We start from the raw sequence: 11783 nt of genomic DNA, 5'->3' as shown, positions 1-11783 counted from the left end.
AAGGAGCACTTCAACGCGGCGTACCTCGAGCCCACGAGCCACGCGCCGGACGACGTCCTCGCCGTGGCGTGCCTCGCCGCTCCCGCCCGCGCGGTCGTCGTCGCGCGCGCTCACGCCGCGCTCCTCTCGGCCTCGAGATTCGCGGCAAGGCCGCGCAGCGCGCGCGACACCCGTGCTCGTGCTGCCGCCTCGGCGATGCCCAGCTCTGTCGCGACCTCCGGGTACGGGCGCTCTTCGAGGATGCGCAGGCGCAGCGCGTCGCGGGACTCGGCCGGGAGCGCGGCGACCAGCTCGGCCACGCGTCCGCGCAGCTCGGACAGGCCCGCGAGCTCCTCGATCCGCTCGTACTCGACGTCGCTCAGCAGCGGCGGCTCCAAGCCCAGGCGGCCGAGCATCTTGCGCTCGACGGCCGCCCGGCGGTACCAGCCGGACAGCTGGTGGCGGGCGATCCCGTACAGCCAGGCGCCCGCGGCCTCGTCGCTGTCGCCGCGGAACTTGCGCCGGTCGGCGACGGCCGCCGCGAACGTCTCGGCCATCAGCTCGCTCGCGACCTGCGGGTCGAAGGTCCTCCTCGCGAAGTACGCGACCAGGCCGCGCGCGTGGGCGGCGTACAGGCGGGCGATGGTGTCGGCGTCGAGCCCCATTGCCTTTCTAGGGGCGCGACCGGCCACACTTGTGACCGATGGCGAAGCGGAGTTCCGGCATCCTGCTCTTCCGGCGCGCGGCCGGCGGCGAGCTCGAAGTGCTGCTCGTGCACCCCGGCGGGCCGTTCTGGGCCAAGAAGGACCTGGGTGCGTGGTCGATCCCGAAGGGCGAGCACGAAGAGGACGAGGACGCGCAGGCGTGCGCGATCCGCGAGTTCACCGAGGAGACCGGCTCCGCGCCCAACCCGGGCGAGCTCACCGACCTCGGAACGGTCAAGCTCAAGTCGCGCAAGGTCGTCCAAGCGTGGGCGCTCGAGGGTGATCTGGACGCCACCCAGGTCTCATCGAACACTTTTTCGATGCAATGGCCGCCCCGCAGCGGCAAGTTCCAGGACTTCCCGGAAGTGGACCGCGCCGACTGGTTCGGCCTCGAGGATGCGGCGGAGCGCATCAACCCCGCCCAGGCCGACTTCTTGGCCCGCCTGCGTAATCGGTTCGGTTGATGACTTGACAGAAGGTGTAAAGCCGCCGGGGGCGGGCATACCCCTTCCCATGAGCATGGTTGTGGAGGCCACTTTGCTCGACGTGGATCTGCCGGCGGAGCCCCGGAGCGCGTCGAGAGCGCGCCGAGCGGTGCTGGACGCACTCACCGGGATCGCCGTCGACAAGGATGCAGTCAGCGTGGTTGTCTCGGAGGCGGTGACGAATGCCGTCATCCATGCCTACCGCGAGCAGGAGACCCCGGGGCGCGTGCACGTGTCCGCGTGCCTGGATGATCACGGCGTGGAAGTCTCGGTCGACGACGACGGGATGGGCATGCGCCCGCGCGTCGACAGCCCCGGCATCGGCCTGGGCCTGCCGTTGATGGGCGACCTCGCCGATCGCGTCGAGGTCTCCAGCCGCCGTCCGGGCACCCGGATCGCCGCCTTCTTCTCCCTCATGGGTCCGGCCGGCCCGCACGGCCGACCGCTCGCGCGCCACGTGACCGGACGCGCCGAGCGGCGACTGACCGCGATCGTCTGAGCTAGCTCAACGCCGGGACGTTCTGCGGCAGCGCGTCGAGCGCCGTCTGCAGATCCGCCTCCGAGAACTCCGGGTCCTCGAGCGTGCCGGCGAGGTACGCGTCGTAGGCCGCGAGGTCGAAGTTCCCGTGTCCGCTGAGCCCGAACAGGATCGTGCGTTCCTCACCCGCCTCCTTGGCGGCCAAGGCCTCGACGATCGCCCCGCGGATCGCGTGCGCGGACTCGGGCGCGGGGATGATCCCCTCGGTGCGTGAGAACTGCACCGCCGCCTCGAACGTCTCGTTCTGACGGTAGGCGCGCGCCTCGACCACACCCGCCTTGACGAGCCCGCTGATCATCGGCGCGGCGCCGTGGTAGCGCAGGCCGCCGGCGTGCAGCGGCGGCGGGACGAAGTCGTGGCCGAGCGTGTGCATCGGCATCAGCGGCGTCAGGCCGACGGTGTCGCCGAAGTCGTAGGCGTACAGGCCGCGCGTGAGCGTCGGGCACGCCGCCGGCTCCGCGGCCACGTAGCGGATGTTGTTCTCCCCGCGCAGCGTCCCGCGGACGAACGGGAACACGAGCCCGGCGAAGTTCGAGCCGCCGCCGACGCAGCCGACGATCACGTCCGGGTACGCGTCGGCCAGCGCGAGCTGCGCGATCGCCTCCTGCCCGATCACGGTCTGGTGCAGCAGCACGTGGTTGAGCACCGAGCCGAGCGCGTAGTTGGTGTCCTCGTTCTGGGCGGCGATCTCGACCGCCTCGGAGATCGCGATCCCCAACGACCCCGTCGGGTTGCCCGCCTGCGCGCGCCCGGACTCGGTCAGCTCCGACGGCGAGCGGTGCACCGACGCGCCCCACGTCTGCATCATCGAGCGCCGGTACGGCTTCTGGTCGTACGAGGAGCCGACCATGAAGACCTCGCACTCGAGCCCGAAGAGCGAGCATGCGAAGCCGAGTGAAGAGCCCCACTGGCCCGCGCCGGTCTCGGTCACCAGCTTCTTGATGCCGGCCTGCGCGTTCTCGTACGCCTGGGGGACCGCCGAGTTCGGCTTGTGCGAGCCCGCGGGCGAGACGCCCTCGTACTTGTAGAAGAGCTTCGCGGGTGTGCCGAGCGCCTGCTCGAGCCGGTGCGCGCGATACAGCGGCGTCGGGCGCCACAGCCGGTACGCGTCCCGGACCGGGTCCGGGATCGCCACCTCCGGCTCCATCGACACCTCCTGGCCGATCAGCGCCATCGGGAAGATCGGCGTCAGGTCCTCGGGGCCGGCGGGCTGGCCGGTGCCCGGGTTCAGCGGCGGCAGCGGCTCACCCGGAAGGTCGGGGAGCAGGTTGATCCAGTGCGTCGGGATCGCGTCTTCGCCCAGCACGAACTTCGTCGACTCTGCGCTCATGGCCCGAATCTACGGAAAGGAGGGGTGGGGCCGCCACGTTGGTCAGACGTGACGGCCCCTGATGCTTCAACGGCGGCGGGTGTCGGAGGGGGTTGGACTTCCCGGTGCCGGAGCTTGGAGGAACTGTCGTGAACACTGACGGCCGAACCTTGGCGGCACCTTGCCCGGACCTTGAGGCTTCATAAGGATCGAGGCGTTTAAACCAAACGAGCCGCCGCGTTGGTCAGACGCGACGGCTCAAAGTGCTTCCCGGTCGGCGGACGTCGGTGGGGGAAAAGGACGCCCTGGGGCCGGTGCGAGGAGAGAAAAGCGGCCCGTCCGTGGGCCTTGGCTTGAGTCCTTCAGGGAACGATTGGAATCCTTCCACCCCCCGTGCGGGGGAGGGCTACGGCAAACCTGTGAGCGATGGTGTGGACAGCCGCACCGTCGGCACCTCTACGGTTACGCGAGTGAGCATCACGGGGGATGCGCCAGTCCAGGCGCAGCAGTCGTCTGAGACCACGCCTGGGCCAGCTCCCGTGGCCTGGTGGTGGCTCGTCGCCGCCTCCGCCCTGGTGCTCCTGGTCGTCGCCGCCGCGCTGGTCATCTGGTCGGCCCGCTCGCACGAGACGCGCACCACGCCCTACCGCATCCTCGGCGACGTCACCGCGCTGCGGCTGGACCTCGGGGACGCCGACGTGGAGATCGACGGCGGCGCCTCGGCGATCGAGGTGCGCCGGATCGACGAGTTCTCGTTCGGCAAGCCCTCCCAGGAGGTGCGCGACGTCAGGGGCGGCAAGGTCAGCCTCGTCTCGCGCTGCCCGGAGCAGGTGCTCGGCTCCTGCCGCGTCAGCTACCGGCTGACCGTGCCCGACAACGTCCCGCTCGAGATCGAGACCACGGGCGGGAGCGTGGACGTCGCGGGCGTGCGCGCGACGGTGCGGATCACCACCGACGCGGGCGCGATCCGCGCGACCAGCTTCTGCGGCTTCTCGCTGCAGGCGGTGTCGGACACCGGCGACGTCTCGACCGCGTCGGAGTGCTCGGCGGACCGGCTGGAGCTGCGCTCACGCACCGGCGACGTCCGCGCCGTCGTTCCCGCCGCGCGCTACAGCATCGACGCGCAGAGCGTGACGGGCGAGGTCCGCACGCGCGGGCTCTCCTCCGTCGAGGACGCGCCGTTCCAGATCCAGGCGCTGTCCACCAGCGGCGACGTCAGCGTCGAGGCCTCGTGAGCAGCGCGATCGACCTCTCGCCGCACCTGCGCGCCGCCCGGCGGACGCTGCTGTACCTCGTCGTCGGGCTCGGCCAGGGGCTCACGTACCTGCTGCTGGTCGGCGGCGGCCTGCTCGTGGGTGTGCTGCTCGCGCCGCTGTGGGTGGGCCTGCCGATCCTCGTCGGCACCGCGCGGCTGACGTGGCGGCTGGCCGAGGGCGAGCGGCGCCAGGCGAACCGGCTGCTCGAGTCGCACCTCCCGCCCGTCCCGCCCCCGCCGCCCGGCGGCGGTGTGCGCGAGCAACTCGGCAATAGGACGTTCTGGCGGGTCGCGGGGATGCTGCTGCTCAAGCTGCCGACCGTGCTCGTCACGCTGGCGCTGGCGCTCGCACCCGCGCTGCTCGCGGTCCTGCTCGCCGGGCTCGGCATCAGCGGGCTCGCGGGTGACGACGGCCGGCTCGTCGGGCCGTGGGCGCTCGGTCCGGTCGTCGGGCTCGTGCTGTGCGTGCTCGCCCTGCCGGCGACGATCGTGTCGATCGCGGCGCTCGAGGGCGTCGGCAACCTGATGTGCGTGATCGCGCGCCGGCTTCTGCGCACGCCGGCGGTCGAGAGCGGACCCGTGCGCGAGATGCTCGCCGAGCGGCTCGGCGACCGCTCCCTGAACATCGCCTACTGGCTGCCGGACCGCGAGATCTTCGTCGACGACGCGGGCCGCAAGGTCGAGCTGCCCGAGGCCGGTTCCGGGCGCACGTGGACCGCGGTCGAGCACGCGGGCGTGCGCGTGGCGGCGATCGTCCACGACGCCGAGCTCGACGCCACGCCGGAGCTCGTCACCGCGGCGGCGTCCGCCGCCGCGCTCGCGATCGACAACGAGCGCCTGAAGGCCGAGCTGCGCGCCCGGGTGGAGGAGCTGCGGGTGTCGCGACTGCGGATCGTCGAGGCCGCCGACGACGCGCGCCGCCGGATCGAGCGCGACCTGCACGACGGCGCGCAGCAGCAGCTCGTGTCGCTCGCGCTGGACCTGCGGATGCTCAAGGCCCGGCTCGGCGACAGCGGGCTGTCCGGCACCGTCGACGAGATCGGCGAGAAGCTCGCGGTCGCGCTCGCCGAGCTGCGCGAGTTCGCGCGCGGCATCCATCCCGCCTTCCTGTCCGAGCGCGGCGTGGGCGCGGCGGTGGACGCGCTCGTGGCCCGCGCGCCGCTGGACGTGGAGGCGTCGGTCGAGCTGCCGGAGCGGCTCCCCGCGCCGGTCGAGGCCGCCGCGTACTTCGTCGTCGCCGAAGGGCTGACCAACGTGATCCGCTACGCCCAGACCCGCAACGCGACCGTGCGGGTGAGCGAGCTCGGCGGTGAGGTCGTGGTCGTCGTCACCGACGACGGCAAGGGCGGCGCGACCGTCGCGGGCGGCACGGGCCTGCGCGGCCTGATCGACCGGCTCGCGGTGCTCGACGGCCGGCTCCAGGTCCATTCGCCCGTGGGCGAGGGCACGCGCCTGGAGGCGCACATCCCGATCGAGGCGGGCTCGCTCGTGGCCGAGGCGTCCGAGATCCGCGCGTGGCCGGTCCATCCGCTGCCGCCGGGGCCGGCGTCGTGAGGCGGCTCTTCACGCTCCTTGCACTGGTCGTGCTCGCCGGCTGCGGCACGGAGCGCACCGTGCGCGGCGAGAACATCGTCGTCGAGGCCAAGGGCACGGTCACCGCTCCCGACGCGACCGGCCAGCAGGCGCGCGGGGTGCGGATCGCGGACGCGCGGTTCGTCTTCATCACCCACGGCCAGGCGTCCGACCCGGTCTGGCCCGTGGTCAAGAAGGGCCTCGACGCGGCGGGCCGCCAGACGGGCGCGGCGGTCTCCTACCGCGCGCCCGACTCGTTCTCGATCCCGCAGATGCGCCGCTACATCGACGAGGCGGTCGCCGATCACGCCGACGGGCTGATCGTCAGCGTCCCGGACCCGGTGGCGCTCGGGCCGTCGATCCGGCGCGCGGTGCAGGCCGGCATCCCGACGATCACGATCAACAGCGGCAGCACCGCGTTCAAGCGCCTCGGCGTGCTCGCCCACGTCGGCCAGCCGGAGTACGAGGCGGGCGTGGAGGCGGGCAAGCGGCTCGCCGCCGTCGGCGTGAAGACGGCGCTGTGCGTGAACCACGAGGAGGGCAACGCGGGGCTCGACGACCGCTGCCGCGGGCTGCAGGCCGGCATCGGCGGGCGCGTGCAGTCGCTCGCGGTGCCGCTCCAGAACGCGATGGTCGCGCAGCGCCGGGTCTCGGCGGCGCTGAGCGGCGAGCCGGTCGACGCGGTCGTCACGCTCGGCGCGAACGGCGCGCTGCCGGCGCTTGCGGCGGTGGAGGCGAGCGGGCAGAAGGCGCGGATCCGGCTCGCCACGTTCGACCTCAGCCCCGAGGTGCTGACCGCGGTGAAGGAGGGCAAGATCCTCTTCGCCGTCGACCAGCAGCCGTACCTGCAGGGCTACTTGCCCGTGATCCTGCTGGTCGAGCAGGTGCGCCACCAGATCTTCCCCGGCAAGGGGACGCTGATCCCGACCGGCCCGCAGTTCGTCACCAAGGAGAACGCGGACGCGACGATCCGCCTCGCCGCGGAGGGGATCCGCTAGCGCGCGATCGGGGCGAAGGTCGCGTTCGTCAGCTGGGCGAGGTCGGTGGGCGTGAGCTCGACCTCCAGGCCGCGGCGGCCACCGCTCACGTGGATCGTGTCGTGCAGCTCCGCGGTCTCGTCGATCACGGTCGGGAGGGGCTTCTTCTGGCCGAGCGGTGAGATGCCGCCGGCGACGTAGCCCGTCGTGCGCTCGGCCTGCTTGACGTCGGCCATCTGCGCCTTCTTGGCCTTGCAGGCGCTCGCGAGTGCTTTGAGGTCCAGCTGGTGCTCGACTCCGACGATCGCGACCGTGAGCTTGCCGTCCACGTCGGCGACGAGCGTCTTGAACACGGTGGCGGGGTCGAGGTCGAGCCGCTCGGCCGCTTCCAGGCCGTAGGACTCGTGCTTGGGGTCGTGCTCGTAGGTGTGCGTGGTGAACGCGACCTTGGCTCGCTCGAGGGCTTTGGTGGCAGGAGTGGCACTCATGGGATTGGACCTGCAGGCGCTGGGATACCACGTCTGGGACACTTCACGGGCCGCCGTCATTTTGGGGGAAGGGACGAGCCATGGGCGACGAAGTCGCCGACACGACGTTCAGCCGCGAGAACCGGCAGCGCTATCGCGACAAGGTCAAGCTGTGCCTTGACGTGTTCGCGCGCATGCTCGCCGAGGCGCGCTTCGACCCCGACCGGCGCTCGATCGGGCTCGAGATCGAGCTCAACCTCACCGAGGAGACCGGCGACCCGGCGATGGCGAACACGCACGTGCTCGAGCTCATCGCCGACGACGACTTCCAGACCGAGCTCGCGCAGTTCAACATCGAGATCAACATCCCGCCGCGCAAGCTGGAGGGACCGGTCTTCAGCGAGCTCGAGGAGACGGTCCGGCGTGACCTCAACCACGCCGAGGAGCAGGCCCAGAAGGCCCACGCGCACATGATGATCATCGGGATCCTCCCGACGCTCACCGAGCAGCTGCTGAACGGGAGCGCGTTGAGCGCCAACCCGCGCTACAAGCTGCTCAACGAGCAGATCTTCGCTGCGCGCGGGGAGGACCTGGAGATCGACATCCGCGGCGTGGAGCGCCTCGCGATCCTCGCCGACACGATCGCTCCCGAGGCGGCGTGCACGTCGGTCCAGCTGCACCAGCTCGTCGATCCGGCGCTGTTCGGGGCGCACTGGAACGCGGCGCAGGCGATCGCGGGCGTGCAGCTCGCGATCGGCGCGAACTCGCCGTTCTTCTTCGGGCGCGAGCTGTGGCGGGAGACGCGGATCGCGCTCTTCGAGCAGACCACGGACACGCGGCCGGAGGAGCTCAAGGCCCAGGGCGTCCGCCCGCGCGTGTGGTTCGGGGAGCGCTGGATCACGTCGATCTTCGACCTGTTCGAGGAGAACGTCCGCTACTTCCCGGCGCTGCTGCCGGTGGTCGAGGACGAGGACCCGGTGGCGGTGATGGAGTCGGGCGGCGCGCCGAAGCTGCAGGAGCTGCGGCTGCACAACGGCACGATCTACCGCTGGAACCGGCCGATTTACGATGTGTCGCGCGGGCGTCCGCACCTGCGCGTGGAGAACCGCGTGCTGCCGGCCGGGCCGACGATCGTCGACACGCTCGCGAACGCCGCGTTCTACTACGGGCTCGTGCGGGTGCTGGTCGAGGACGACCGCCCGATCTGGACGCAGATGTCGTTCTCGGCCGCCGAGGACAACTTCTACACGGGCGCGCGGCTCGGCCTGGATGCGCGCGTGTACTGGCCTGGCGTGGGTGAGGCGCCCGCGACGGAGCTGGTGCTGCGGCGGCTGCTGCCGATGGCGCGGGATGGCCTGTCGCGCTGGGGTGTCGACTCGGCGGACGCGGACCGGCTGCTGGAGATCATCGAGCGGCGCTGCGTGGACGGCGTCAACGGGGCGTCGTGGCAGGCCGCGGCCTTCCACCGGTTGTACGACCGGCTGGATCGCGAGGACGCGCTGCGCGAGATGACGGTCCGCTACCGCGAGCACATGCACTCCAACGAGCCGGTGCACACCTGGCCCTTGCCGTAGGTGCTGCGTCTGTGGGAGGGTCGGGCCCATGCGCTCGATCCTCCTCGCGGTCGTGGCCTTCGCGACGCTGACCTCGCCCGCGTTCGGGCAGAGCTTCGCCCAACTCGCCGGTGACAGCGGCTGCGTGATGCAGACCGGTGCGGTGACCGAGGACGAGTTCGAGGAGGACGAGGCGCCGCCGATCACCTGCTCGCGCGCGGGTGGCCTGATGGACGCGCGGTCGGTGGTCGTCTCGCCCGATCAGCGGCACGTCTATGTGGTCGCTTCCGGCGGCGCGGTGACGGGGTCCAACGGCGTGGCGGTGTTCGCGCGTGACGCCGCTTCTGGCGTGTTGAGCGCGCGGGCGTGCGTGACGGCGACCGGCGGGGACGGCCGGGTCGGCTCGGACGGGCTGTGTGGGCGGGCCGACGCGCTGCGGGACGCGCGCGCTCTGGCGTTCTCGCCGGACGGGCGCTTCGTGTACGTGGTCGCGGCGGGCTCGAACGCCGTGTCGTGGTTCTCGCGGGACGTCGAGACGGGCGTGCTCACCCAGGTCGGGTGCATCAAGCACACGTTCGGGTTCGGGGAGCGGTGCGCGAGCGGGTACGCGCTCGACGGCGCCGCGGGCGTGGCGGTGAGCCCGGACGGCAAGCACGTCTACGTGGCGGGTGAGCGGAGCGGGGCGGTCGTGACGTTCGCGCGCGATGCCGGGACCGGCGCGTTGACCGAGCTCGGGTGCGTGAGCGACACCGGGTCCGACGGCCAGTGCGCGGACGGCGTGGCGCTCGCGGGCGCGCAGAGCGTGCTGATGGCCTCCGACGGCGAGGACGTGTACGTCACCTCGGCGCTGTCGGGCTCCGTGGTGGGGCTGCGGCGGGACGCGACGACGGGCGCGTTGACGCCGCGCGCGTGCCTGCTGGCCGATGCGCCGGTCGGCGGGCCGTGCACGAGTGTGCCGTCGCTGGTCGGCGCGCGCGGAGGCACGCTCAGCCCCGACGGCCGGAACCTGTACGTCGCCGGCTACGAGGAGAACACGCTGACGACGCTCACGCGTGACCCGGCCACGGGCGCGCTGGCGGCGGCCGGCTGCCTGCAGTACGGGTCGCCGACGCGCGAGGAAGTCGTCGACCCCGAGGAGTTCTACGACGAGGACGAGGACACCGAGCGGCTCCCGGGCTGTGTGCGCGCGGCCGCGCTGTCGCAGCCGACCGCGGTCACCGTCGCGGCCGACGGCCGGACCGTGTTCGCCGTCGGCGGCTACAGCCTCACCGCCTTCACACGGGACGTCGCGACGGGCGCGTTGACCCAGTTCGGCTGTGCGGAGACCTACTTGACCCTGAAGGCCTGCTCCGCCTCACGGGCCGTGGAGGGCGGCGGCGCCCTCGCGGCGAGCGGGGACGGTCGCAACCTCTACGTCACGAGCGCGACCTGGAGCAGCGTCGCCGTGTTCTCCGCGTCGGTGGCGATCGCGTCCTCCCGGGCGCGCGTGTCCCGGGGCGCGATCCGCGTCCGGCTGTCCTGCCCGCGCGTGGCGGCGCGCGGATGCTCCGGCTCGGTCCGCGTGGCGGGGGCCCGCGCGGCCCGTTTCCGCGTGGCGTCGGGTGCCTCGCGCGCGGTGACCCTGCGCGTCTCTCGCGCGGCGTCCCGACGCCGCGCGGCGATCGTCGTCGCCCAGGTCGGTGGCCGCTCTGACGTGCGCCGTCGAGTCGCCCTCCGCTGACCCCGGTTTTTGGCTTCACGCCGCGGATCTCGCCGCCGCGCGCTTCCTAAAGGGGTCTGACCCCCTTATGTTCCGGCGGTGCTCGCGGTGCTCGGTCTGGTGCTGGCGCGGAGCCGCCGGCGGGCGGGGGCGCTGCTCGCGGTCGCGGTGGGCGTCGCGGCGGCCGCGGCGGTGGTGCTCGCGGCCGGGCCGCTGACGCTCGTCGCGCGTGACGCGGCGATGGGCCGCGCGCTGGCGAAGACGTCCCCGAGCGAGCGGGCGCTGCGGCTGACGGTCCAGCGGGCCGGCGCGCGCGAGGGCGGCACCGGCGTGCTGTCATCGCTCGAAATCAGCGTCCGTGCGGGCTTTCCGGGCGCGGGCGCGCGGGCGGTGCGCTTCAGCGGGCGCGCGGTCGGGCGCACGTCCGTCGTGCTCGCCGGCGTCGACGGGCTGGCCTCGCATCTGCGGCTGAGCGGCGGCCGGCTGCCGGCCCGGTGCGATGCGCGCGTGTGCGAGGTGGTCGCGCTCAACGGGCGTGTCGAGCCGACGGTCCGGCTGGACGGCGCGCGACTGCGCGTGGTCGGTCGCGGACGCCTCGACGGCGTACCGCTCGGTCCGTTGCCGCCCCCACCGGGGCGTCAGGACGCGGGCGCGACGTTCCTGATCGCGAGCGGCGTCGAGCCGCTCCTCGCGTTGGCGGCGCTGGACGGCCTGCCGCGCACGTTCGGCTGGACGCGCGTGGTGGACACCGGCGCGGTCCATCCCTGGAACACGGCGCGCGTGCTGGACGGGTTCGCCGAAGTCCAGGACACGTTCGCCGGCACCGTCGACGGCGCGCAGGTCACGCTGCCGTCCGTCCCGATCGTGGCGGAGGCCCGCCGCGGCCACGCGGCGGCGGCGTTCGCGCTGATCGTCGCCGCGCTCGCCGCGACGATCCTGCTCGCGTTCGCGGCCTTTGCCGCCGCGGAGCAGCACGACGACGTCGCCGCCGAGCTGCGCCGGCTGCGCGCGATGGGCGCGCGTCGTCGCCACCGCGCGGCGCTCGTGCTGGGCGAGGCCGCGATGCCCGCGTTGGTGGGCGTGCTGGTCGGCGCGGCGATCGCGGTGGCCGTGACCGCGCTGGCCGCGAACCTCGCCCTCGACGTGCCCGGGCCGAGCCCGGCGGACGCGAGCGCGACGGGCGGCGCGCCCGGGGGCGGCACGGAGGGCTCGTCGGGCGGCGCGCCCGGGGGCGAAGTCGGAGGC

The 11783-nt window shown here is 72.9% G+C and carries 11 protein-coding genes; 8 read left to right on the top strand and 3 right to left on the bottom strand.

Annotated features, from left to right (window positions below; all coding sequences use genetic code 11):
* Positions 1-110: 110 nt before the first annotated feature.
* Positions 111-644, bottom strand: a complete 534-nt coding sequence (locus OJ997_RS35235) for an RNA polymerase sigma factor (RefSeq protein ID WP_270030135.1) — start codon at positions 642-644, stop codon at positions 111-113.
* Between the two features lie 38 nt (positions 645-682).
* Here OJ997_RS35235 and OJ997_RS35230 point away from each other — a divergent pair, with 38 nt between their 5' ends.
* Both OJ997_RS35230 and OJ997_RS35225 read left to right on the top strand, forming a co-directional pair.
* Positions 683-1147, top strand: coding sequence for an NUDIX hydrolase (locus OJ997_RS35230; protein WP_270030134.1), 465 nt, complete (start codon positions 683-685; stop codon positions 1145-1147).
* Positions 1148-1202: 55 nt separating this feature from the next.
* Entirely contained in the window at positions 1203-1667 is a 465-nt protein-coding gene (locus tag OJ997_RS35225) for an ATP-binding protein (RefSeq protein ID WP_270030133.1), read from the top strand.
* A 1-nt stretch (position 1668) separates the two neighbouring features.
* Here the strand turns inward: OJ997_RS35225 and OJ997_RS35220 are convergent, their stop codons facing one another.
* Positions 1669-3036 carry a TrpB-like pyridoxal phosphate-dependent enzyme gene (locus OJ997_RS35220; protein WP_270030132.1) on the bottom strand — a complete coding sequence of 456 codons (1368 nt, stop codon included), beginning with the start codon at positions 3034-3036 and terminating at the stop codon, positions 1669-1671.
* Between the two features lie 449 nt (positions 3037-3485).
* On the opposite strand from OJ997_RS35220, the gene OJ997_RS35215 reads away from it, so the two are divergent.
* The 3 genes from OJ997_RS35215 to OJ997_RS35205 are packed head-to-tail and all read left to right on the top strand — an operon-like array spanning position 3486 to position 6840.
* Positions 3486-4250 (top strand): DUF4097 family beta strand repeat-containing protein, encoded by a 765-nt coding sequence (locus tag OJ997_RS35215; protein ID WP_270030131.1) that lies wholly within the window; start codon positions 3486-3488, stop codon positions 4248-4250.
* A complete protein-coding gene (locus tag OJ997_RS35210; protein ID WP_270030130.1) occupies positions 4247-5824 on the top strand; it encodes a sensor histidine kinase in 1578 nt (525 codons plus the stop codon). The genes OJ997_RS35215 and OJ997_RS35210 overlap by 4 nt, the downstream gene beginning before the upstream one ends.
* Positions 5821-6840 (top strand): sugar ABC transporter substrate-binding protein, encoded by a 1020-nt coding sequence (locus OJ997_RS35205; RefSeq protein WP_270030128.1) that lies wholly within the window; start codon positions 5821-5823, stop codon positions 6838-6840. The genes OJ997_RS35210 and OJ997_RS35205 overlap by 4 nt, the downstream gene beginning before the upstream one ends.
* On the opposite strand, the gene ybaK is transcribed toward OJ997_RS35205, so the two are convergent.
* Positions 6837-7307 (bottom strand): Cys-tRNA(Pro) deacylase, encoded by a 471-nt coding sequence (ybaK, locus tag OJ997_RS35200; RefSeq protein ID WP_270030127.1) that lies wholly within the window; start codon positions 7305-7307, stop codon positions 6837-6839. The two genes, OJ997_RS35205 and ybaK, sit on opposite strands and share 4 nt — an antisense overlap.
* An 80-nt stretch (positions 7308-7387) precedes the next feature.
* Between ybaK and OJ997_RS35195 the strand changes: the two genes are divergently transcribed.
* The 3 genes from OJ997_RS35195 to OJ997_RS35185 all read left to right on the top strand — a co-directional run.
* The gene (locus tag OJ997_RS35195; RefSeq protein ID WP_270030126.1) at positions 7388-8860 is read left to right on the top strand and encodes a glutamate-cysteine ligase family protein; all 1473 of its coding nucleotides are present in this window, start codon (positions 7388-7390) and stop codon (positions 8858-8860) included.
* 28 nt (positions 8861-8888) lie between these two features.
* Positions 8889-10559: a lactonase family protein gene (locus tag OJ997_RS35190; RefSeq protein ID WP_270030125.1), complete on the top strand. Its 1671-nt coding sequence runs from the start codon at positions 8889-8891 to the stop codon at positions 10557-10559.
* A 78-nt stretch (positions 10560-10637) separates the two neighbouring features.
* Positions 10638-11783: ABC transporter permease (locus tag OJ997_RS35185; protein ID WP_270030123.1), on the top strand; the 1146-nt coding region annotated here is incomplete at its 3' end.

Origin of the sequence: Solirubrobacter phytolaccae (assembly GCF_027587195.1) — a bacterium.
Lineage (GTDB): Bacteria > Actinomycetota > Thermoleophilia > Solirubrobacterales > Solirubrobacteraceae > Solirubrobacter > Solirubrobacter phytolaccae.
Note: the sequence above shows the minus strand (reverse complement) of the source record. Positions and strands in the feature narration are given on the sequence as shown.

Coding starts and splice junctions, on each gene's coding strand:
- OJ997_RS35220 (WP_270030132.1), bottom strand. CDS start 3,036: ATGAGCGCAGAGTCGACGAAGTTCGTGCTGGGCGAAGACGCGATCCCG.
- OJ997_RS35190 (WP_270030125.1), top strand. CDS start 8,889: ATGCGCTCGATCCTCCTCGCGGTCGTGGCCTTCGCGACGCTGACCTCG.
- ybaK (WP_270030127.1), bottom strand. CDS start 7,307: ATGAGTGCCACTCCTGCCACCAAAGCCCTCGAGCGAGCCAAGGTCGCG.
- OJ997_RS35225 (WP_270030133.1), top strand. CDS start 1,203: ATGGTTGTGGAGGCCACTTTGCTCGACGTGGATCTGCCGGCGGAGCCC.
- OJ997_RS35195 (WP_270030126.1), top strand. CDS start 7,388: ATGGGCGACGAAGTCGCCGACACGACGTTCAGCCGCGAGAACCGGCAG.
- OJ997_RS35230 (WP_270030134.1), top strand. CDS start 683: ATGGCGAAGCGGAGTTCCGGCATCCTGCTCTTCCGGCGCGCGGCCGGC.
- OJ997_RS35235 (WP_270030135.1), bottom strand. CDS start 644: ATGGGGCTCGACGCCGACACCATCGCCCGCCTGTACGCCGCCCACGCG.